Annotated in this window: 16 protein-coding genes; 4 read left to right on the top strand and 12 right to left on the bottom strand. The window is 68.6% G+C overall.

Annotated elements, in window-relative coordinates; genetic code table 11:
* Nucleotides 1-331: 331 nt before the first annotated feature.
* From ABZU72_RS05590 to ABZU72_RS05580, 3 genes are all read right to left on the bottom strand, one after another.
* Nucleotides 332-2176, bottom strand: a complete 1845-nt coding sequence (locus tag ABZU72_RS05590) for a DUF5719 family protein (RefSeq protein WP_355017882.1) — start codon at nt 2174-2176, stop codon at nt 332-334.
* On the bottom strand, nt 2173-5079 hold the full coding sequence (locus ABZU72_RS05585; protein ID WP_355017881.1) for a glycosyltransferase family 2 protein: 2907 nt from the start codon (nt 5077-5079) through the stop codon (nt 2173-2175). The genes ABZU72_RS05590 and ABZU72_RS05585 overlap by 4 nt, the downstream gene beginning before the upstream one ends.
* A 329-nt stretch (nt 5080-5408) precedes the next feature.
* A complete protein-coding gene (locus ABZU72_RS05580) occupies nt 5409-5663 on the bottom strand; it encodes a WhiB family transcriptional regulator (protein ID WP_008361238.1) in 255 nt (84 codons plus the stop codon).
* A gap of 352 nt (nt 5664-6015) precedes the next feature.
* Here ABZU72_RS05580 and cofD point away from each other — a divergent pair, with 352 nt between their 5' ends.
* From cofD to ABZU72_RS05565, 3 genes are read left to right on the top strand one after another with little or no spacing between them, the layout of a single operon-like run.
* Nucleotides 6016-7029 carry a 2-phospho-L-lactate transferase gene (gene cofD, locus ABZU72_RS05575; protein WP_355017880.1) on the top strand — a complete coding sequence of 338 codons (1014 nt, stop codon included), beginning with the start codon at nt 6016-6018 and terminating at the stop codon, nt 7027-7029.
* A gap of 20 nt (nt 7030-7049) precedes the next feature.
* Nucleotides 7050-8015, top strand: coding sequence for a coenzyme F420-0:L-glutamate ligase (locus tag ABZU72_RS05570; RefSeq protein WP_355017879.1), 966 nt, complete (start codon nt 7050-7052; stop codon nt 8013-8015).
* Between the two features lie 41 nt (nt 8016-8056).
* The gene (locus ABZU72_RS05565) at nt 8057-8839 is read left to right on the top strand and encodes a DUF3105 domain-containing protein (RefSeq protein ID WP_355017878.1); all 783 of its coding nucleotides are present in this window, start codon (nt 8057-8059) and stop codon (nt 8837-8839) included.
* Between the two features lie 74 nt (nt 8840-8913).
* Here the strand turns inward: ABZU72_RS05565 and ABZU72_RS05560 are convergent, their stop codons facing one another.
* Complete coding sequence (locus ABZU72_RS05560; RefSeq protein WP_355017877.1) at nt 8914-9990, bottom strand: mannose-1-phosphate guanylyltransferase; 1077 nt, start codon at nt 9988-9990, stop codon at nt 8914-8916.
* 23 nt (nt 9991-10013) lie between these two features.
* Between ABZU72_RS05560 and ABZU72_RS05555 the strand changes: the two genes are divergently transcribed.
* Complete coding sequence (locus ABZU72_RS05555) at nt 10014-10730, top strand: TIGR03089 family protein (RefSeq protein ID WP_355017876.1); 717 nt, start codon at nt 10014-10016, stop codon at nt 10728-10730.
* Here the strand turns inward: ABZU72_RS05555 and ABZU72_RS05550 are convergent.
* The 8 genes from ABZU72_RS05550 to ABZU72_RS05515 all read right to left on the bottom strand — a co-directional run bounded on the left by ABZU72_RS05550 (nt 10712) and on the right by ABZU72_RS05515 (nt 21311).
* Nucleotides 10712-12832: an N-acetylmuramoyl-L-alanine amidase gene (locus tag ABZU72_RS05550; RefSeq protein WP_355017875.1), complete on the bottom strand. Its 2121-nt coding sequence runs from the start codon at nt 12830-12832 to the stop codon at nt 10712-10714. The two genes, ABZU72_RS05555 and ABZU72_RS05550, sit on opposite strands and share 19 nt — an antisense overlap.
* A gap of 123 nt (nt 12833-12955) precedes the next feature.
* On the bottom strand, nt 12956-13753 hold the full coding sequence (locus ABZU72_RS05545; RefSeq protein ID WP_355017874.1) for an ABC transporter ATP-binding protein: 798 nt from the start codon (nt 13751-13753) through the stop codon (nt 12956-12958).
* Nucleotides 13750-14649, bottom strand: coding sequence for an ABC transporter permease (locus ABZU72_RS05540; protein WP_355017873.1), 900 nt, complete (start codon nt 14647-14649; stop codon nt 13750-13752). Before ABZU72_RS05540 ends, ABZU72_RS05545 begins: the two co-directional genes overlap by 4 nt.
* Nucleotides 14633-16648: a glycosyltransferase gene (locus ABZU72_RS05535; RefSeq protein ID WP_355017872.1), complete on the bottom strand. Its 2016-nt coding sequence runs from the start codon at nt 16646-16648 to the stop codon at nt 14633-14635. Before ABZU72_RS05535 ends, ABZU72_RS05540 begins: the two co-directional genes overlap by 17 nt.
* Nucleotides 16645-17838: a UDP-galactopyranose mutase gene (gene glf, locus ABZU72_RS05530; RefSeq protein WP_355017871.1), complete on the bottom strand. Its 1194-nt coding sequence runs from the start codon at nt 17836-17838 to the stop codon at nt 16645-16647. The genes ABZU72_RS05535 and glf overlap by 4 nt, the downstream gene beginning before the upstream one ends.
* 64 nt (nt 17839-17902) lie before the next feature.
* Nucleotides 17903-18802 (bottom strand): glycosyltransferase, encoded by a 900-nt coding sequence (locus tag ABZU72_RS05525; protein WP_355017870.1) that lies wholly within the window; start codon nt 18800-18802, stop codon nt 17903-17905.
* Complete coding sequence (locus tag ABZU72_RS05520; protein ID WP_355017869.1) at nt 18799-19734, bottom strand: glycosyltransferase; 936 nt, start codon at nt 19732-19734, stop codon at nt 18799-18801. The genes ABZU72_RS05525 and ABZU72_RS05520 overlap by 4 nt, the downstream gene beginning before the upstream one ends.
* A gap of 74 nt (nt 19735-19808) precedes the next feature.
* Nucleotides 19809-21311 (bottom strand): LCP family protein, encoded by a 1503-nt coding sequence (locus tag ABZU72_RS05515; RefSeq protein WP_355017868.1) that lies wholly within the window; start codon nt 21309-21311, stop codon nt 19809-19811.
* Nucleotides 21312-21345 lie beyond the last annotated feature (34 nt).

The raw sequence follows: 21345 nt of genomic DNA, 5'->3' as shown, positions 1-21345 counted from the left end.
CGGCGATCCTTGACACCGGATCACGTCGAGAAAGATTTGGCTGGCTATCGGGGCGGCGGCCCGGGTGTGGCCACGGCACACTCACCCACGGGCTGTGACCGTTCCACACCTCCACCAGACATGGGGTCTCCGGGTGAAAGAAAAATTTCTTCCACCCCACCAACCCCACCCCGGCCGAGGCGGCACCTTGCGGCGAACGAAAATTCGTTCGCCTCCCACCACTGCCCGACTGACCGGGACGAAACCCCAACCAGAATCCCCAAGCCCGCGCCCAACCCAAACCTCCGCGGCAAACCCCAACCACGAAGCAACACCGACTCGAAGGCAGTGCTCAGGGCTCCAACGGCAACGGCAGCCCAGGAGCAACGCCAGCGGTGCGTACCTCCGAGCGCAGCGGCCGGAACGGGACGACCGCGTCGCCGTCACCACTCATCACCACGGCCGCGTTGATCTCGACGCCCGCGGGCACGAGCTGGATCAGCGCTGCCTCCGCGGGCACCTCGACCTCCGCGCCCAGCCCTGGACCGATCTCGACGGACTTGGCCTTGAGCGCCTTGCCCTTCGCGGTCATCGGGACCACCTTGACGGTGCCGCTGGCCCCGGTCTTGGCGACCGGGCCAGAGATCACGACCCGCTTCTTGCCGACGCCGCCGCCGGCCGGGACGACCACCGCGGTCGGCTCCGAGATCGTCTCGGTGGCCGTGGTGATCGCGACGTCGCCGCGGTCGACCGAGCGCATCGCGGTGGCGACCGGGCCGGTGGCGACGATCTCGACGCCGTACGCGTCACCGGCGCTGTCCTTGCCGAGCAGCTTGGTCAGGTCGACCTGCGTCTGCCCGTTGGGCGGCACGCTGATCTCCGGAGCACCCTCCGGGGTGAGCACGTTCTTCGGGGTGAGCAGGCGCAGCTCGGCGCTCACCTGGGCGTCGCCCGGGTTGGTGACGGTGAGCGTGCGGCTCGCGGACTTGTTGGGGTAGCCGACCAGCAGGTTGGTCTCGGCCGGAGTCGACTGACCCGGGAAGTAGTCCTCGCTGCCACCCTGCGTCTCTAGTGCGACGGCACGGTCGCGGACCATCACCCCGGCCTGGCCGCGTACGACCGTGGTCTTCAGGGAGAGCTCGCCCTTGCGCGGGATCACGTGCAGCAGGTCGAAGGTGCGGGTGGTGTTGCCGGGGATCGCGACGCCGCGGAGGTCCTCGGGGACCGCCACCACGCCCTTCTCGTCGTAGAGCGAGATGTCGACCGTGGCCGCGCCGCTGTTGGGGTTGGTGAGCTCGAGGATCGAGTTGTGGGTGGCGCCCGCACCGATGCCGGGGAACCACGCCTCCGCCTGCGGAGGCAGGCAGCCCGTCGCCGCGAGCGGCTTGGTCGTCGAACGTCCGGCGACCAGCCCGGGCGCGACCTCCTTGCCCGCCTTGACCACGACCGATCCGGGCTTGACCGACGCGCTGGTGACCTTGCCGGCCCCCACGGTGGTCTCCGCGCCGTTGCCCGCACCCGGGCCGTTCAGCGTGACCTTGCCGGACCCCTCGGCAGCGTTGGTGACGGCGACCTGGTCGGCGCCGGACTTCGGCTTGCCGGGGCACACCACAGTGGCCGCCGTCGGCGCGCTGCTGTCGGCGGCCAGCTTCGGCTGCTCCCACTGGTGGGGCCGGTTGAGCAGCAGCGCCACGGCCATCGCGCCGACCAGGCCCAGCGCCACGAGCACGGTGTTGTCGAGGCGCCGACCGCGCTGCCTGCGTACGCGGCGCAGCCGGGGTCGCGCGGCGGCTGCTGCCGCGGCGGCAGCAGCCATCCGTCCGCCCTTGGCCCGCTCCTGCTGTGATTCCTGCTGGGCCTCCGGCTCCTCCGCGCGCATCTCGTCGGCGGTCGGCCAGGCCTCGAACTCCGGCTCGAAGCCGCCCCGATAGTCGCCGGTCCGATAGTCGCCGGTCTGATAGTCGCCCTCGTACGGCGGCGGGTAGCCCGTCTGGGCAAGCATCTGTCCCGTCTCCGGGCCAGGCACGTAGGGCTCCTGGGCGTAGAGCTGCTCCGGGGTGTAGCCCTCCGGCGGCGTCTGGGCCGTCTGCCCCGTGTAGGGGTCGGCGTACGGGTCCAGCATCCACGGCTCCTGGCCGTAGACGTCGTCGGTCTGCGGCTCCTGCGAGCGGTCGTAGGGGTCTCGTGAGTGACTCATGCCGACTCCCTCCTCTGGATCAGCGTCGGCAGGCACAGGACCAGGACCACGAACAGCCCGATCCCGGCCAGGACCAACAGGATCGTACGGATGATGGACTGTGACTTGGTCACGCCCGGGTCGCTCGGCTCGGAGTCGAGCAGCCAGGCACGCGTCGAGCGCTCGACGGTGCTCGCCTGGGTCACCGACCCGGAGGCGTCGATCCCCTCGGCGACCGAGGAGTCGGCCGGCCCGGGCATCACGATGTAGGCCACGCCCTGGGCGGCCAGATCACCGATCACCGCGTCGTCGGGGTCGGCGGCCAGGCGGCGTACGACTCCGGTGAGCTCCTCGGAGCCACCGGCGACCTGCGCGATCTCGTCCTCACCGAGGGTGATCCCGTCGTTGCGCAGGACGGCGTAGCGGATGCCGTCGTCGACCGAACCGCGAAGCACGAGGACGCCGTCCTCCGGGCCGAGCGTGGTCGAGGTCGGGTCGAGCATGTAGGAGGGCACCCCGGTGTGGCCGAGAGCCCGGGTGTTGTCGGTGAGGTCGCCGGTGCCGGCGTAGACGAACCAGCCGAGGCTGCCGACGACGCCGACCGCCGCGGCCGCAGCGGCCGCGCCGACCATGACCTTCCGCAGCCCGCTGAGGCCGTCGAGGATGGCGCCCTGGGCACCCAGAACCGCCGCGACCACCGCGAAGCCCTGGATGGCGACCAGCGGGAAGCCCCAGCCGACCCGGGCGATGCCGGCGTCGAGCGGGATCGGGATCCAGGACAGCAGCATCGTGACGACCGCGGTCGCGACCGCACCGATCCAGCAGACCATGACCGGGATCCGGGTGCGGCTCGGGATCAGCGCGAGCACGGCGAGCAGCGGCAGCGCCAGGCCCAGCCACCACGGGGCGCCGAGATCGGCACCGTCGAGGCCGGTCAGGCGGCCCACGAGCAGGTCGAACCCGCCGGCGGCCGGAGCCGGCAGCCGGCCAGGGTCGAGCAGCAGAGCGGCCCAGCCGCCGGAGAAGAGCGCCGGCAGCCACCACGGAAGCAGCAGTCCGACCGGTGTCGCGATGGCCGCGGTGGGCGGACCCCACTGGTCGCGGTCGCTGAGCACGGCGGGCATCAGGCGGCGGGCGACGATGAAGATGACCGCCGCGAAGACGGCCGCGACCAGGAAGGCCATCGGCGCGAAGGCGGTGATGACGGTCAGCAGCAGGCCGGTGCGCCATCCGGCGCGCCAGCGGCGGTCGGCGACCGGGTCGCTGAACCCGAGCGCGGCGTGGGCGAGCCAGGGCAGCAGCGCGCCGACCACGACCGCACCGATCCGGCCGTCACCGAAGGCACCGCTGACATAGGGAACCAGGGCGTACGCCGTCGAGCCCCACAGCAGCAGCCAGCGAGGGGCGCCGAGGTGGCTGATCAGCCGGCCCGCGACCCGCAGCAGCCGCCACGCACCGCCGAGCGCGATCGGGAAGCTGAGCAGCATGACGGCGGTGACCGCCAGGCTCGGGTTGCCGCCGAGGAACGTCGCGAGCACCGCCAGCGGGAAGACGTGCGGCGGCGCGGGCACACCGGTGCCCTGCGAGATCGCGTGCCACGACTCGAACTGCAGCTGCCACCAGTCGCCCACGTTCTGGGGTGTCGGCCCGAGGCCGCTGCCGGCCACGCCGCCGAGCGCCGCACGTGCCCCGATGACCCCGAGGATGCCGACGACGACCAGGAGCACCGCGACCGGGTTGGTGAACAGACGCACCAGCCATCCGGTCTCGGCGGGGATCTCATCCTCCTCGAGCTGTGCCCGATCGGCCTGCCGCTTGGCGGCGAAGGAGGCCGGGTCGGCCTCGGCCTGCGCCATCTGGCGCCGCTCGGCGATGTCGGAGGCCTGCAAGGTGACCGCGGTGGCGACGTCGGAGACGAAGTCGAGACCGTGGCGGTAGGGCAGCCAGGGCGGAGGCAGCAGTGCCTTGACCACGTCCTTGTCGGCGTGCGCCTGCTTCCGGCGACGCCGCTTGGCGAGCATGATCTGGCCGGTGTGGCCGTAGATCCAGCCCAGCGCGGCCAGGTCGTCGAGCGCGGTCCCGGGATCGCGCACCAGGATGAAGCCGAGCATCCGCCACAGGGTCTGGAAGAAGAACCTGACCATCCACAGCGCCAGCGTCCCCGGCCGGCCGTTGACCAGCAGGGTGTAGAGCGCGGCCCGGCGCTCCTGATAGTGGATCCGGCGACCGGTCAGCTGCGTCTTGCGTACGCCGCGGTGGGCCGCCTCCACGTGGAAGACGACCGCGTCCGGGACGGCGATGGTCGTGAAGCCCGCGTTCGCGGCCCGCCAGCCGAGGTCCATGTCGGTGCCGAGGACCGGGAGGTGCTTGTCGAAGCCGCCCAGGTATTCGAGGACCTCGCGGCGGATCAGCATGCCGGCGGTGTTGACGGCCAGGACGCGGCGTACCTCGTCGTGCTGGCCCTGGTCGTACTCGCCCCGCTCCAGGCCGGTCTCCCGGGCTCCGGTGACCGAGATCGAGACACCGAGCTCGAGCATCCGGCGCAGCGAGGGCCACTCCCGGATCTTGGGGCCGAGGATGTCGGCCTCCGGGTATTCCGCGGCGGCGTCGAGCAGGGTCGAGAGCGCGTGCGGGTCGGGGGTGGAGTCGTCGTGGAGGAACCAGATCCACTCCGGCGGCTGCGCCGCCTGGTGGAGGATGGCGAGCGCCTCGTTAGCCGCGTCCGCGAACGTCGTCGACGCCGGGAGCTTGACCACCTGGGCGAAGGTCTCCTCCAGGATCTCGACCGACCTGTCGGTCGAGCCGGTGTCGATCGTGACGGCAAAGCTCACCGGAGCCTGCTGGTTCCTGATCCCGTCGATGACGGTCGGAAGCCAGCCGGCGCCGTTATGAGAGACGAGGACGAGGGCGACCGACGCATGCACGATCGGCAACCCTAGTGCCCATCTGGTGATAGACCGAATGGACCTGTCGAGCGATCGGCCACGCCCCCACAGGTATCGAGGCGGAAAAGATCAGCAGGCCCGGACCGTGATGGTCCGGGCCTTGCTGGCTCGTGCTTGGTTGCGGCCTTCAGTAGATCTCGACCCGCTTTGCGCCTTCGCAAGCTCAGGCGCTGCGCTGGCGCCCTTCGGGCGCCTTACTCCCTCGCTCGGCGCGAACGGACGAGCAAGCTCGCCGTTCGACCTCGCTCAGTCGTCACGCTCGATCTTTTCGCGTTGCGACCTCGCTCCTTCGTCGCGAGGTCACAGGCTCAAACTGCGCGCTTCTTCAGCTTGCGGCGCTCTCGCTCGGAGAGTCCACCCCAGATTCCGAAACGCTCGTCGTTGCCCAGAGCAGACTCAAGGCAGTCCTGGCGCACCTCGCAGGTCTGGCAGACCTTCTTGGCCTCCCGAGTCGATCCACCCTTTTCAGGGAAGAACGCCTCCGGATCCGTCTGCGCGCACAGGGCGCGCTCCTGCCAGCCCCCTTCGTCGGTGTCCGGCTCGAGGAGAAACAGCTCTCTCATCGTCTTTCCGACCTTTCGACCCTATTCAGCTTGTTTTCGGGACCGTGACCCCATCTCGGGCCAGTCACCTCACGCCATCGGCAGGTAACCGATCCCCCCGTTTTTTCGGGAACTGCCTCTTGTTACGACCTAGGCCGTCACTTTGATGCAGTTCCCTGCCGAAATCTTCCCGAGATTTTCAAGCGCTGTCGCCACCGCTATCGGTCCCCGTTTCAATTTCGAATCACACTGATGAAATTACATGCCTGTCGGTGCCACAAGTCAACCCTCAAATCTGCTAGGGCCGCTTTAACACAGGCTTTCTTCACCGGCTGGAGCAGGGTTGCTGGCCCCCGTCTGAGAGGCTAGGGCCATGCGTGACATCACCGTTCTCTCCGGCGGCCATGGTGGTTCGAAGTTCATCTCCGGGCTCCTCCACGGCATCTCCGCCGGCCATGTCCCGGGCATTGAGGAAGATGCCCGGGTCACCGTGATCGCCAATACCGCCGACGATCTGTGGATGCACGGCGTCAAGGTCTGTCCCGACCTCGACACGGTGATGTACACCCTCGGCAACGGATTCGACCATGAGCGCGGCTGGGGCCGCAAGGCCGAGACGTGGTCGATCAAGGAGGAGCTCGAGGCCTACGAGGTCCCCGGCACCTGGTTCGGGCTCGGCGACCGCGATATCGCCACCCACCTCGTACGCACCCAGATGCTCGAGGCCGGCTTTCCGTTGTCGCAGGTCACCACGGCGTTGTGCGAACGCTGGCTGAAGCCTGTATGGGACGACCGCGTGCAGCTGCTGCCGATGACCGACGACCGCGTCGAGACCCATGTGGCGATCAAGGACGAGAATTCACCCAGTGGACTCTCGGTCGTTCACTTCCAGGAATACTGGGTACGCCTCCGGGCCGGCGTTCCCGTCGAAAAGCTGATCTTCGTGGGGCAGGACGAGTCGAAGCCGGGCCCCGGGGTGATGGACGCGCTGCTGAAGTCCGACCTGGTGATCGTGCCCCCGTCCAACCCGGTCGTCTCGATCGGAACCATCCTCGGCGTACCCGGGATCCGGGAGGGACTGGTCGCCACCTCGGCCCCCGTGGTGGGGATCTCGCCCATCATCAGCGGTCATCACGTACGCGGCATGGCCGAGCAGATGCTCGCCGCCATCGGCGTCGACGCGACCGCCGCCGGAGTCGGTCTGCATTATGGGACGCGGGGCTCGGGCGGGGTCCTCGACGGCTGGCTCGTCGACACCGCCGACGCCGCCGCGGTCCCCTCGCTCACCGAGTCGGGACTGAAGGCGGCCGCCGTACCGCTGTGGATGTCCTCCGAGGACGCGACCGCCGACATTGCCGCCGCCGCGGTCGAACTGGTCACCCGATGACGGGGCACACGGCTGGGCCGATGAGTGGGCAGGGCATCACCGTCACCGCCCCGGACGGCGTACCCGAGGTGCGTAAGGGCGACGACCTCGCCGCCCTGCTCCTCGACGCCCTGGCGTCCCCTCTGGTCGACGGCGACATCGTCGTGGTCACCTCGAAGGTCGTCTCCAAGGCCGAGGGTCAGGTGCGGGAGGGCAACCGGGACGACGCGCTCCCCGGCGAGACGACGCGGGTGGTGGCCCGACGCGGGCCGACCCAGATCGTGCGCAGCCGCCTCGGGCTGACGATGGCTGCCGCCGGGATCGACGCCTCCAACGTCGAGGCCGGTTACATCGTGCTGCTCCCCCTGGACCCCGACGCCTCCGCGCGTGCCCTGCGCGCCACGTTCCGCGACCGCACCGGCGCGAACGTCGGGGTGATCATCACCGACACCGCCGGACGCGCCTGGCGCGACGGGCAGACCGACATCGCCATCGGCGCCGCCGGCCTCGAGGTGCTGGAGAGCTTCGCCGGCCAGGTCGACGCCTACGGCAACGACCTCGTCGTCACCGCCCCCGCCGTCGTCGACGAGATCGCCTCGGCGGCCGAGATCTCCCAGGGCAAGCTGGGCGCGCGACCGTTCGCGGTCCTGCGCGGCCGGGCGGACCTCGTCCGCGAGCCGGGTGACGACGGGCCGGGAGCGAGCGCGCTCATCCGCCCCGAGGGGTCGGACTTCTTCGGCTTCGGGGCCAGGGAGGCAGTCGTACGCGCTCTGAAGGGTGCCGCCGAGGACCAGGCTCCGTTCGGTGCGTCGGCAAGCGTCGAGGAGCTCTCCGCGGCCGTCGCGGAGGTGACCGGGACCGCCCCCGTCCCGCACCGGGACGGGCTTCGGGTGGCCGGAGCCGACCCCGCGGTGATCGCCGCGCTGGCGTTCGCCCACGGCTGGCGATGCGAGCGCGAGGAGAATAATCACGGGGCAACTTCCCTTCTGCTACCACTGACCACCTAGAATCTGCGCGTCCCGACAAAAGACCCGAGGTACGCCGAACCGTGGCCAACAAGTCGCTCAACAAAGACCGCCGTGCGGTCATCAACGACATCCGCAAGAAGCAGGGCCGCGCCGAGCGCGTCCGAGGCTGGGCGATCATCGGTGTCTGCATCGCCTTCGCCGTCGTGATCGTCGGCGCTGCCGCATGGACGCCGATCAGCGGCTTCATCAAGGACAGCGAGTACAAGGACGTCGCTCTGCCGGACATCGGGAAGAGCGCCAAGGCGGCCGGCTGCCAGAAGGTCACCGAGATGGCGGCCGACGGGAACCAGAACCACATCGCCACCGGCACCGAGCAGACCTACACGACTGCTCCCCCGGCATTCGGCCCTCACTGGAACGAGGCCAACGTCGCGCCGGCCGACATGTCGCGCAAGTTCTACACCCCCGAGGACCGTCCCGACCTCGAGGCTCTGGTGCACAACCTCGAGCACGGCTACACGATCGTGTGGTACGACGACACCGTCTCCGAGGACGAGCTGGACGAGCTGCGCGCGATCGGTGACAAGTTCGCCGGCACCTCCAACTTCCGCTACAAGTTCATCGCGGCCCCGTGGACCGCTGCCGACGCCAAGGAGACCGCGGTCGCCGGCGACAAGAAGACCGAGTTCCCCTCGGGCACCCACATCGCGATGACGCACTGGTCCGCCGACCCGGCCAACCCGACCGAGGCGTCCACCCAGAAGGGCGTCTTCCAGTACTGCGAGGGCGTCTCCGGCGAGGCGATCAAGGACTTCATGACTCAGTACCCCTATACCTCCAGCCCCGAGGCCCAGGCCATGTGACCTGGCCCCTCAGGACGTACGAGACGGCCGTCTCCCTTCGGGGAGGCGGCCGTCTCTCGTTTCAGCGAACCGGCTCAGGTGAGGTCGGTGCGATCGGAGTCCTTGAGAGCCGCGACGATCTTCTTGACCTGTTGGGCATGGGTGCGGGTGGTGACGAGGACGGCGTCGTCGGTGTCGACGACGACGATGTCCTCGAGGCCGATGAGGGCGACCATGCGGCCCGAGTGGGGCACGACCAGGCCGGTGGAGTCGAGGGCGTGGACGAGCGAGGCGTCGCCGAGGATCGTGGGGCCCTCGGGCGAGGCGGTGGCGGCGGCCTGGAGCAGCGTCGCGAGCGAGTCGAAGTCGCCGATGTCGTCCCAGCCGAGGTCGGCAGGCACCGTGGCGACCTTGCCGGCGGCGGCAGCGGGCTCGGCGACCGCGTGGTCGACCGCGATCTTCGGCAGCGTCTCCCACAGCTCCTCGAGCCGCGAAGGCTCGGCGGCGATGGCCCGCAGCCGGTCGGTGAAGCCGGGGTCCGACTCCGCGAGCAGGTCGAGAAGGACCGTGGGGCGGACCACGAACATCCCGGCGTTCCAGCGGTAGCGGCCGGTCGCGAGATAGCCGGCCGCGACCTCGGCCGACGGCTTCTCGACGAACTCGTCGACCAGGTACGCCCCCGGGTGGCCGTCCAACGGCCTGCCCTCGGCGATATAGCCGAACGCGGTCGAGGCGAAGGTCGGCGAGATCCCGATCGTCACCAGCCAGCCGTCCGCGGCGATCGCCGCGGCGCTGCGTACGGTCTCGTGGAAGTTGTCGACGTTGCGGATCACATGGTCGGCCGCGAAGGAGCCCATCACGGCCTCCGGGTCGCGTCGCTCCAGGAAGGCCGCGGCCAGGCCGATCGCGGCCATCGAGTCGCGCCCGCTCGGCTCGGCCAGGATGGCGTCGTGCGGCACCTCGGGCAGCTGCTCGCACACGGCCCGCTCGTGGACCGCGCCGGTCACCACCATGATGCCGTCGGAGACGGGCTCGAGGCGGTCGTAGGTCTCCTGCAGGAGGGTACGTCCGTGGCCGGTGAGGTCGCGCAGGAACTTCGGCTCCGAGGACCGCGAGAGCGGCCACAGCCGCGTGCCTGCGCCGCCGGCGGGGATCACTGCCCAGAACGTCATGCCGCACACCTTAGAGTTTCGACGTGAGCAGCTTCCCCGAGACCCTCGCCCGAGCCCTGCGGACCAACCCAGGTGGACCGTTCGTGACCTTCTATGACGAAGCGAGCGGCGAGCGCCAGGAGCTGTCCACCACGACGTACGCCAACTGGGTGGCCAAGGCATCCGGCCTTCTCCTCGACGAGCACGGCCTCGAGCGCGGGGACAGCATCCGGATCGACCTGCCCACCCACTGGCTGGCCACCGTGTTCCTCGGCGCCGCCTGGAACACCGGGCTCGTGGTGACCGACTCCGACGGTTCCGATTCCTCTGGCCCTGACGCCGTCGTCTGCGGCCCCGAGACGCTGCCCGCCTGGGCGGATGAGGCCGGGAAGCGGCCGACGCTGGCGTGCTCGCTGCTGCCGTTCGGCGTACGTTTCGCCGACCCGCTCCCCCAGGGCGTGCACGACGTCGGCATCGAGGTCTGGGGACAGCCGGACGCCTTCACGCCCTGGGACCCGCCGGCCGCGGACGACGCGGCCACCTCATGGGCAGGCGTCGAGACCAGCCACGCGGACCTGTTCGGAGGCGGCGGGAAGGCCGTACGGCTGGTCTCCACCGTCCCCTCGGCCTCACCGGCCGGCGCCGAGCTCCTCGCCTCGCTGCTCGCCGGCGGCGGCTCGCTGGTGCTGGTCACCAACGCGACCGACGAGCGCCTCAGCGTTCTTGCGGAGAGCGAGCGGGCTCAGCCGAACTGGTCGTAGCCCCGCACCACGCCCATCTGGGACTTCCGGTCCCAGCCGCCGCTCTGGTTGTGCTCGTAGGCGAACCACATGCCGTCGGACTTGCGACGCAGCAGGAGGTCACCGCCGGTGGCGGCGCCGCGCAGGTCCTTGGTCGCGAGGATGAAGTCGAAGACGCTGGTGTCGATCCCGGGGTCGGAGTAGGTGGTCAGGCCACCGGGGCCGTTGGTGCGGAAGATCAGCAGCTTGCTCGAGACCCTGAAGACAACCTCGGGCGAGCCGTCGTCGGCGTAGAAGCGGCCGGCGCCGATGACCTGGGTCGAGCCGCTCACTGCGCTGCGCATCCGGTAGGACGCTCCCAGGGCGCTGGTGCCGCGCCCGGGCCAGACCCGGATCTCGCCGGTGGAGTGCTTGCCCACGAGGTCGGGCCAGCCGTCGCCGGTGATGTCGCTGACCACGTCGATGACCGAGACGGACCCGAAGCCGCGCCCGATGATGACGCCGCTGGCGAAGGTCTCGGTGCCGTTGCCGCGGTTGACCCGGATCGTGCCGTCGGTGTGGCGGATCAGGATGTCGCCGTCGCCGTCGCGGTCCCAGTCACCGGCGTTCATCAAGGTGGCCGAGGTGCCGCCGATCAGGTTCGTCGCCCGCGGCGTACCGAAGCGGGCGTTGCCGTCGGTGCGGATCACGACGATCCGCTTGTCGGCGGACCGCCGGGCGACCAGGTCCGGGTAGCCGCGCCCACTGATCTGCGACTGCAGCTCGCGCGCTGCCCAGCTCGCCTGCTTCGAACCCGCCTGCGAGCGGATCGTGCTCAGCTTGGCGTAGAGGTAGCGGCCCGGGCACGCAGTGGAGCCGGCGTCGCGATGGCCCATGATCGCGTGCGAGAACGTGCGGTCGCCGATCCGGGTGGAGCCCTTGTTGCCGCGGACCCCGTGCAGCGACAGCTTCCACGCGTACAGCGTCCCGAAGGCGTTCACCAGCGCGGTCGGGGGTGCGACGTTGTCGAAGTTGCCGATCGCGGAGGCTGCGAAGGCGTAGCTGTTGTAGCCCGAGGTGTGAGCACCCACGACGGGGCGGTCGACGCCGCCGTAGCGGCCCTCCCAGATCCGGCCGAACTTGTCGATCAGGAAGTTGTAGCCGATGTCGCGCCAGCCCCGGCTCCGCACGTGGTAGGCGTAGATGCTCCGGATGATCCCCGGCACCTGCGCCTTCGTGTAGGAGTTCGTGTTGACGGTGTGATGCACGAACCCACCGCGGACCTCGTGGTAGTCGGGCGGGCCGGCCTCGCGCACGCTCTCGTCGGCGCCCCACTGGCGACGGCTGTAGATGCTGGGCTTGGAGGTGTACGCGGCCGCCGACAGCGTCGCCGCCTCCCCCTCCTCGGCGCGCCGGGTGCCCTCGACCGCCTCGGCCGGCTCCGGCGCGTCATCGGCGCCGGTCTCGATCTCGGGCGACTCGCTGCGGCTCTCGGCCGCCTCACCGGGGGTGATCACCGCCAGCCTGAGGTCGGCGGGCACCCGGGCACCTGTCAGCCGCAGCCGGGTCTGCACCTGGTCGACCTCGCCGACGATCGCCTCCATGGTGCCGGGCCTCGACCCGTCGGCCTCCGCCGAGCCCGGGTCAGGAGCATGGTCGTCGACGTGGACGTCCAACGCCTGCCAGTCGCTCCACGTCCCGTCCTCCAGCGTGCGTACGTCGGCCCCGACCGCCTCCTCCGGGACGACCGCGCTGGGCGCCCAGGTGAGTCCGACGGTCCCGAAGCCGTCCACCGGCTGCGGGAGGCTGGTGACGGTCACCGCGTCGCCCGCGGAAGTGGCCTTCTTGGCCTCAGCGGTGACCCGTCCGGCCACGCCGTGCCCGGACGGCGCGGTCAGCGAGATCTCCTCGACGTGGGCGTCGACCGGATCGGAAGGCACCTGCGCCGCTGACGGCACCGCCACCTGGCTCCCGGAGACGGGAACCTCGCCGGGTCGGACCACTTTCAGGTCGACGACGGTGCTCGCCGGGACCAGCGCGGCCAGGACGAACCCGAGCACGAGCAGCTGCTGGGTCGAGGCGACGTAGCGCGACCGAGCACGCTCGACATCGCTCGACTGCTCTTCTCCGGCCTGCGAATGCACGTATGGATCCCCCTGGTTCCGTAACACCAGGGAACATCTTTCACATCAGTCACAGGGGTTGGGAAGAGCCCGCGGGGAACTACAGATCTGTAATTCCCCGCGGGCTCTCGCCCTGAGCTCAGCTCAGACTTCAGCCCCAAGGGCGCTGTCGGCAGCGTCGAGCCTCCTCTGCGCCACCGAGCCCTTGGAGTCGTCCTCACCGTAGTGGAGGTACTCGATGCCCTCGTCGACGTCGCCGTCGAAGACCAGGCGGCCCTTCTCCAGGCAGATGACGCGGTCGCACATCCGCTTGACCGAACCGGCGGCGTGGCTGACGTAGACCACGGTGCGGCCGCTGTCGCGGATCTCCTCCATCTTCTCCATGCACTTCTTCTTGAAGGGCTTGTCACCGACGGCGAGGACCTCGTCGGCGAGGAAGATGTCGGAGTCGATGTGGACAGCGACCGAGAACCCCAGGCGCGAGTACTGCCCCGAGGAGTAGTTGCCGACCGGGGAGTTGAGGTGGTCGCCGAGCTCGGCGAAGTTCACCACGTCGTCGTAGATCTCGGCGGTCTCCTCGGCGGAGAGCCCGTAGATCGCGGCGTTGAGGAAGATGTTCTCCCGGCCGGACAGCTGCGGGTGGAAGCCCGCACCCGTCGCGATCAGGCCCGCGATCTGGCCACGCGTCTTCACGACACCCTGGTCGGGGCGCATCACGCCGCTGATCAGCTTCAGCAGGGTCGACTTGCCCGAGCCGTTGAGGCCCATCAAGCCGACCGACTCGCCCTGCTTGATCGTGAAGGTGACGTCGTCCAGCGCCTTGAAGGTGTTGGAGACGGCCCGTCCCTTCATCTTGGCGACGGTGATGTCCTTGATGCTGCGGTGGTAGCGGAGCGTGAAGTTCTTGGTGACTCCGTCCACCACGATCGAGTCGGCGGTCATGTCAGACGCTCCGGAATCTTGTTCTCGTACTTGCTGAAGACCACCTGGGCGATCACCAGCAGGACCAGCGAGACACCGAACGCACCCAGACCCCACATCCACAGATTCTCGGGCAGGTGCTTGGCGGCGGTCTCCTCGGGATTCGGGGTCACCCCGACCCAGAAAGCCTGCTGGAAGAGCAGCACGGCGTCCGCGATCGGGTTGAGCAGGTAGATCCAGGCCTTGTCCCCGAGGGCGCTCTCGATCATCGAGAACGGGTACATCATCGGGACGCCGAAACGGATGTAGTTGGTCAGGATGTTGACCGCGCTGCCGAAGTCCCGGAAGAAGACGTTGGCCAAGCTGAAGACCAGGGCAAGAGCGGTGCCCAGCGCCATCACGATGCCGAGCGCGAGCAGGAAGGAGGGAACCGTCTCCCAGGTCGGCGTCCATCCGCTGAACAGACAGACGACGATGAGGATCAGAGTCGCCGGCACGAGGTGGTAGAGCGAGACCAGCATCGAGGCGACCGGGAACATCTCCTTCGGCATCGCCATCTTCTTCAGCAACCCCTTGTTGCCGAGCAGGGACCGCGTCCCTGCCCCGAAGGTCTCGGTGAAGAAGTGGACGATGACCAGCCCGGCGAACAGGTGGACCGGGTAGTTGTCCATCCCCTTGTCCGCGCCCATGATCTTGCCCATGAAGATCCAGTAGACGAGGAACTGCGTCAACGGGTTGATGTAGGACCAGAAGACGCCGAGGATCGAGTTGGAGTAGCGACCGCTGATCTCCCGCTGCACAAGCAGCTTGAGGAGGTAGCGGCTCTTGAAGACCGAGAGCAGACCGAGGTTCTCCGCCGGGGGTGCCAGCGGCGCGTCGACGATCCGTACGGGGCGTTCATCAACTCCGGTTGCCATCGGACCCCTTCTCCTCAGCGACCTTCCACGGCTCGAACGTCTTCTCCCAGGCCTCCGGCGAGGTGAACTCGCCCAGCTTGGAGCGGTACTCCTCGGCCAGCTTCGGCCACTGGCGCTTGAGCCGGCGGTGCACCTTGACGGTGTCCCTCAGCATCTGGTTGAAGAGCTTCTTGTCGCGGCGGTAGAAGGCAGCACCCTGCTGGTCGTTCATCGACACGATGGCGCTGTCGTACTTGGTGATCCGGTACCACTGGTTGTCCATCGCGGCGAGCTCGGCCTCGGGGAACTCCGTGGAGAGCTTGCGCGGCTTCATGATCTGCCGGATCGGCGCCTTGAGCGCGGCCAGCTTGACCTCGCGGTTGGTCGGGACCTCGGTGTCCTCCTTGCCCTTGCGCGGCGGCTTGTGGCGGCGCACGGGCGGGAACTCCTCGCGGTCGGCCTTGAGCTGCGCGTCCGGGTAGTCCTTGACCATCTCGCGTACGGCGGGAAGCTGGGTCGCGAGGGTCTCGTGGAGCTTCTCGGGGCCGGCGAGCACATCGAGCAGCGCCTGGTGGCGCAGCATGACCGTCGAGTACTGCATCGAGACCAGGTGCTTGATCTGGTGGGAGAACGACTCGGTGACCATGCGGCCGCCGTCGTCGTAGATCGAGTGCAGCAGCGCAGCGACGAAGCGGTTGCGCTGGTGGAAGTAGGACTGCCAGTCGAGGGCGTCGTTCTTGTCGGTCCACGGGACGTGCCACACGGCCGCACCCGGGAACGACACGGTCGGGAAGCCGGCCGCCTTGGCGCGCAGGCCGTACTCGGAGTCGTCCCACTTGATGAAGACCGGCAGCGAGAGCCCGATCTCCTCGATCACCTTGCGCGGGATCAGGCACATGAACCAGCCGTTGAAGTCCACATCGACGCGCTTGTGCAGCCAGCGGGTCGAGCGCAGGTTGCGGGCACCGAAGTCCCAGTCGCCGTAGACGCCGGGAGCCGACTGCCACCAGAAGCGCCACGGCTGGACGATCTCGCCGTAGGAGTGCAGGCGCGACTTCGCGTAGAGCGAGAACATGTGACCGCCGACGATGGTCGGCCGCTTGGCGAGGTCACCGAAGGTGATCGCGCGGATGATGCCCTCGGGCTCGCAAACGACGTCGTCGTCCATCATCAGGGCGTACGTCGCGGTGCCCTTGCGCACCGACTCGAGCTGACCACGCGCATAGCCGCCGGAGCCGCCCAGGTTGCCCTGCTCGATGATGTGCAGCAGGTCGCCCAGGGCCTTCTCAGCCGCGGGGAACTCGACGTCGTCGGCGACCTTCTTGGTGCCCTGCTCCATCACGAAGACGGTGTCGAGGTAGGGGCGCAGCTGCTCGTCCTCGCCCATCTGCGCGAGCAGCTTGGCGCAGAAGTCGGGCTTGTTCATGGTGGTGACGCAGATGTCGACGGTGCCGTGCTCGGCACGGTCGTCGGGGACCTCCGCGGTCCACTCGGCCGAGGTGATGACGGCGTCCTCGTCGGAGGCGACGACGTCGTACCAGTACCAGCCACCGTCGACGAACGGCTTCAGCGGCAGGTCGAAGGTGAAGGTGCCCTCGGGGTTGGTGCCGGTGTCAGCCGCGTCGACGCGCTGCGAGCGGCCGTTGGCCATCGACTTGTAGACGATGACGCTCGCGCCGCGGCCCTGGAGCGCGACGGTCAGCTTCACGCTGTCGACCACGGTGTGCCGGCGCCAGTAGCTGGCCGGGAACGCGTTGAAGTAGGTGCCGAGCGAGAGCCGCTCGCTCTTCAGGATCCGCAGCGCCGTACGCGACTCGATCTGGTCGGGGTGGATCTGGGTGCCGTCGTTGATCGACTGGCGGATCTGGGCGTTGTTCAGCGCCTGGGCCGTCTTGTCGGAGCCGACCTCGTACTTGTCGGCGTCGAGGATGGCGGCCTGGTTGTCGACGTAGAGCGGGAGTACGTCGGAGTCACGGTCCAGGGGCAGGATCTGCCGCTGGAGCAGTCGGGTCACGCTCATTCGTCAACGCCTCCGGAGGTGAGCGGGGTGCCGTCCTCGAAGTGGGGACGGAGCTTGTTCTCGAACATGGTGAGCGCGGACGCGATCGCCATGTGCATGTCGAGGTACTTGTAGGTGCCGAGACGGCCACCGAAGAGCACCATCGGCTCCTTCTTGGCCAGGTCGCGGTAGACCAGGATCTTCTCGCGGTTGTCGGCGGTGTTGATCGGGTAGTAGGGCTCGTCGCCCTCCTGGGCGAAGCGGCTGTACTCCTTCACCACGATCGTCTTGCCGGGCTTGTAGCGGTCGGCGCGCTCGGGGTGGAGGTGCTTGAACTCCAGCTCACGGGTGAACGGGACCTCGGGGTCGTTGGCGTTCACCACGCCGGTGCCCTGGTAGTCGTCCACCTCGAGGGTCTCGGACTCGAGGTCCACGGTGCGCCAGGAGAGCTTGCCCGCGGAGAAGTCGAAGTACTCGTCGACCGGACCGGTGTAGACGATCGGGACCTTGCCCTTGTAGTCGTCGACCACGGTGAAGAAGTCGGTGTCGAGCTTGACCTCGATGTTGGGGTGGTCGGCCATCCGCTGCAGCCACGCGGTGTAGCCGTCGACCGGGAGACCCTCGTACTTGTCGTTGAAGTAACGGTTGTCGAAGGTGTAGCGGACCGGGAGGCGCGTGATGATGTCGGGCGACAGCTCCGTCGGGTCCTTCTCCCACTGCTTGGCGGTGTAGCCCTTGATGAAGGCCTCGTAGAGCGGGCGGCCGATCAGCGAGATCGCCTTCTCCTCGAGGTTCGTGGCGTCCTCGGTGTTGAACTCGGAGGCCTGCTCCGCGATCAGCGCGCGCGCCTCGTCGGGGGTGTGCGACTTGCCGAAGAAGGAGTTGATCAGCGCGAGGTTCATCGGCAGGGAGTAGACCTGCCCCTTGTACTTCCCGAACACCTTGTGCTTGTAGTCGGTGAACTCGGTGAACTTCCGCACGTAGTCCCACACCTTCTCGTTGGAGGTGTGGAAGAGGTGGGTGCCGTACTTGTGCACCTCGATGCCGGTCTCCTCGTCGAACTCGGAGTAGGCGTTTCCACCGATGTGCGGACGGCGCTCGATGATGAGCACCTTCTTGTCCAGCTCGGTGGCGGCGCGCTCGGCGATGGTGAGGCCGAAGAGGCCGGAGCCGACGACGACGAGGTCAGGAGTGGTTTCAGGGAAGGACACGATCGCTCAGTCTAGGTCTCTGTGGGTAAGGGGACGGTCGGGGAGGTCAGGCGGATGGGACGGTTCAAGAAGTGGGCAGGGTTCGCATGCCTCGCGCTGCGCGCAGGGCCTTGATCACGTTGACGGCCTCGTGCTTGCCGCCTCGCAGCGGGCTGAGGAGAACCACAGCCGCGGTGATGAGCCAGGGCTTGAGACGTACGAGGACGTTCTCGCCGTAGCGGAAGTGGACGACGAAGAGGTTGCGGTACATGTAGAAGCCCTTCCAGCCGGCCAGGTCGTGCTGCTGGCTGAAGTCGAGCTGTCGCACGAGCACCGCGTCGCGTACGGCCCAGATGGTGCGGCCGGCGCGGCGGGCGCGGATCGCGAGATCCACGTCGTCGTAGAAGATGAAGTAGGTCGGATCCGGAAGCCCGATCTCCTCCAGGACGGTGCGGCGGATCATGAAGCCCTCGAAGGCGACGTTCTCCACCGGAACGCGCTCCGGAAGCGCGTCGCGGGTCGGGTAGGTGTCCATGACCGAGGCGGTCTTGGGCTTGATCGCGAGCGGGTTGCGCAGGTCGAACTTCAGCGCGGCCAGCTCGATCAGCTTGCCGTTCTTGTCCTCACGCACGGAGAAGAGGCAGTCCTCGTCCTGGGCGAGCAGCACCTCGAGGCAGTCGTGGGCCGGGACGACGTCGTCGTCGATCAGGTAGAGACGGTCCCAGCCCTGCTCGACCGCGGCCTTGGTGCCGAGGTGGAAGCCACCGGCGCCGCCGAGGTTCTCCGGGCTGTCGATCACCTGCAGGTTGGGGGTGATCGCCTCGGCGAGGACCTGCGCGGTGTGGTCGGTGGAGGCGTTGTTGACGACGATCACCGCGTCGGCGGGCTCATCGAGCTTGGTGAGCCCGTCGAGCAGCCCGCGCAGCATATCGGCGCGGTTGTAGGTGACGACGACGATCGCGACCGTCTCACGGGTGGTGCTCAACGAAGGAACCTCTCGTGTCCACTGAAGTCCCCCCGGACGGCCGCCCACCACGCCTGCGCAGAGAGCCGGATCCGCTTCGGCTGCGGCTTGGTGAGCAGGTAGAACCATAGAGTCTTCGCGACGAAAGCCAAAGCGAAGGGCCACCCTCGGTAGTCGCGCAGATTGAGCAGGTTGTTGCGCGCCATGCAGTAGTGCTTCAGGTCGCTCGGCGTGTGGTTGTACGTCGCCCTCCCCCACGCCATCGGGGTGCCGAGATCGCCGACGGAGGGGTGGCGCACCTGAGCGCCGACGACGGTCGCGATCCGCGCCCCGGCCCTCTCGGCCCGAAGACGGTATTCATGGTCGTCGCCCCAGATGAAGTACTCCGCTCGGGGGTAGCCGATCCGCTCCACCAGGTCGCGGGTGACCAGGACCCCGTTGAACGGGATCACGATGTCCTTGATCAGGCCGTCGGTGGCGGCCGCCTCGACGTCGGCGAGCTGGTGCACGACCTTGGAGCGGCCCGGGAGCCGGATCGGGAACACCAGGCGGCCGGGGTCGCCCTCGTCGACGACGAGCGGCCCCCAGAAGTCGAGGTCGGTCTGCTTGAGCAGCAGCCCGAGGCAGTCGGTGTCGGGCAGGCCGTCGTCGTCCATCAGCCAGACCAGGTCGGCGCCACGCTCGATCGCCATCTCCAGGCCGTCGTGGAACCCGCCGGCGCCGCCGCTGTTGCGCTGCAGGGTGCGGGCGATCACCGGCACCTGGCGCTGACCCGGCTCCTCGGCACCGTCGAGCTCGGCGAGCCACTGCGACGTACCGTCGGTGGAAGCGTTGTCGATGACGATCACCTCGTCGAGGCCGTCGACCACGTCGAGCCGCTCCAGCAGTCGCTGCAGCAGCTCGAGACGGTTGAAGGTCACCACGACCGCGGCGACACGATTGCTCCCTGGCACGGATCCAGACTAGCCGCGACCGCGGGGTATCCCGGGAATCAGCGAGTCGCTGTGACCTGCGCTTAACCCGTTGTTCAACAGGCTGAGGCGAGGTCGTCGGTCTCGTTGGCCTGGTAACCCTTGTTGCGCGAGCCCAGCGAACCGCCGGTGACCGGGCCGCCCTTGTCGGGCTTGCCCTCGGTCTTCTGCGTGGGTGCCTTGGTCTCGCCGTCGTCGCCGGTACCGGGCGACGCGCTCTGCTGGTTGAAGGCCTCCTCCTTCTTCGGGGTGGCCTTCTTCACCGCCTTGCGCACCTCGGCGTGGATGTCGGACATGTCCGGGTCGGCGGTGTTGACCAGCGGAGGCACCAGCGAGAGCGTCGAGATCTTCTGCGACTTCGCCTTCAGCGCCAGCGCCGAGAACCGCTCGATCTCGCTCGGCGGGACCGAGGTGGTGATGGTGGAGCCGGTCGCCTTCGCGACGTCCTGGTAGTGGCGTACGACGTCGGCGGGGCTGGTCTGCTGCAGGATCGCGTTCAGGACGCACTTCTGGCGCGCCATCCGGGAGTAGTCGTCGGAGTCGTGGCGGGCCCGGGCGTACCAGAGGGTCTCCCAGCCGTCGAGCTTCTTGGTGCCGGGCTGGATGTGGGTGTAGAAGCTGTCGGAGGGGAGGCCGACCGGGATCGGCTGGCGGACCTTCAGGGTGACTCCCCCGATGGCGTCCACGATCTCCTCGAAGCCGTTGAGGTCGACGATCGCGTAGTAGCTGATCTGCAGGTCGGTGATGCCCTCGACGGCGTCCACGGTGGCGGCCATCCCGGGATCCTTCTCGCCCTTGTAGAGCTCCTTGTGCTCACCGGCCCAGGTGCTCACGCCGTTGAGGTAGCAGCCGTCGCAGTCGAAGCCGCGCGGGAACTCCTCGTCCATCGGCGAGCCGTCGTCGAAGGTGAAGTTCTGCATGTTGCGGGGCAGGCCGATGAGCACCGTACGTCCGGTCACGGCGTCGATGGAGGCGACCGTGAGCGAGTCGGGACGCAGGCCCCAACGGGTCTTGCCACCGTCGGAGTCGGCGCCGGCGAGCAGGACGTTGAAGCGGCCGTTGTGGGCCTCGGCGGCCTCGGCACCGGCGAAGATCGCCTCGACCATGCCCTTGTGGACGCCGACCAGGTGGGCGCCGAAGATCAGGGTCGCGGCCACCGAGAAGGCCAGTGCGCCGTTGATCGCGACCACGATGCGGCGCTGCTTGAGATCGAGCTCGAGCGGGCGGCCCAGGCGCCAGGCGTCGATGAAGAGCGCCGCCCAGGCGATGGCGCCGGCGATGAGCGCGATGCGGAACAGGCCCAGCAGCCACGGCGTCGTGCCGAGCCGGAAGATCAGGCCGTGCCACAGCAGGGAGATCAGGAAGACCAGCCCGGTGGTGACCGCGAGACCGATCACGGTCCAGATCGCGATCCGGCCGACGCGGCGGTTGCCGGCGACGAGCTGGGCGGACCCCGGCAGGAGCAGCGTGATCAGCAGCAGCGCCATGGCGCGACGGAACCGCACGCGGGAGGCGCGCTCGGCGGCCGTACGCTGGGGCCGGTAGTTCTGCTCAGCCATCTGGGGTCCCTCGGGTGTGAGTCTGCACCGCCAG

The organism is Nocardioides sp. NPDC004968 (assembly GCF_040608935.1).
Taxonomy (GTDB): Bacteria; Actinomycetota; Actinomycetes; order Propionibacteriales; family Nocardioidaceae; genus Nocardioides.
This window is presented reverse-complemented; position numbering and strand designations above follow the sequence as displayed.

Coding starts and splice junctions, on each gene's coding strand:
- ABZU72_RS05590 (WP_355017882.1), bottom strand. CDS start 2,176: ATGAGTCACTCACGAGACCCCTACGACCGCTCGCAGGAGCCGCAGACC.
- ABZU72_RS05580 (WP_008361238.1), bottom strand. CDS start 5,663: ATGAGAGAGCTGTTTCTCCTCGAGCCGGACACCGACGAAGGGGGCTGG.
- cofD (WP_355017880.1), top strand. CDS start 6,016: ATGCGTGACATCACCGTTCTCTCCGGCGGCCATGGTGGTTCGAAGTTC.
- ABZU72_RS05570 (WP_355017879.1), top strand. CDS start 7,050: ATGAGTGGGCAGGGCATCACCGTCACCGCCCCGGACGGCGTACCCGAG.
- ABZU72_RS05560 (WP_355017877.1), bottom strand. CDS start 9,990: ATGACGTTCTGGGCAGTGATCCCCGCCGGCGGCGCAGGCACGCGGCTG.
- ABZU72_RS05545 (WP_355017874.1), bottom strand. CDS start 13,753: ATGACCGCCGACTCGATCGTGGTGGACGGAGTCACCAAGAACTTCACG.
- ABZU72_RS05540 (WP_355017873.1), bottom strand. CDS start 14,649: ATGGCAACCGGAGTTGATGAACGCCCCGTACGGATCGTCGACGCGCCG.
- ABZU72_RS05535 (WP_355017872.1), bottom strand. CDS start 16,648: ATGAGCGTGACCCGACTGCTCCAGCGGCAGATCCTGCCCCTGGACCGT.
- ABZU72_RS05515 (WP_355017868.1), bottom strand. CDS start 21,311: ATGGCTGAGCAGAACTACCGGCCCCAGCGTACGGCCGCCGAGCGCGCC.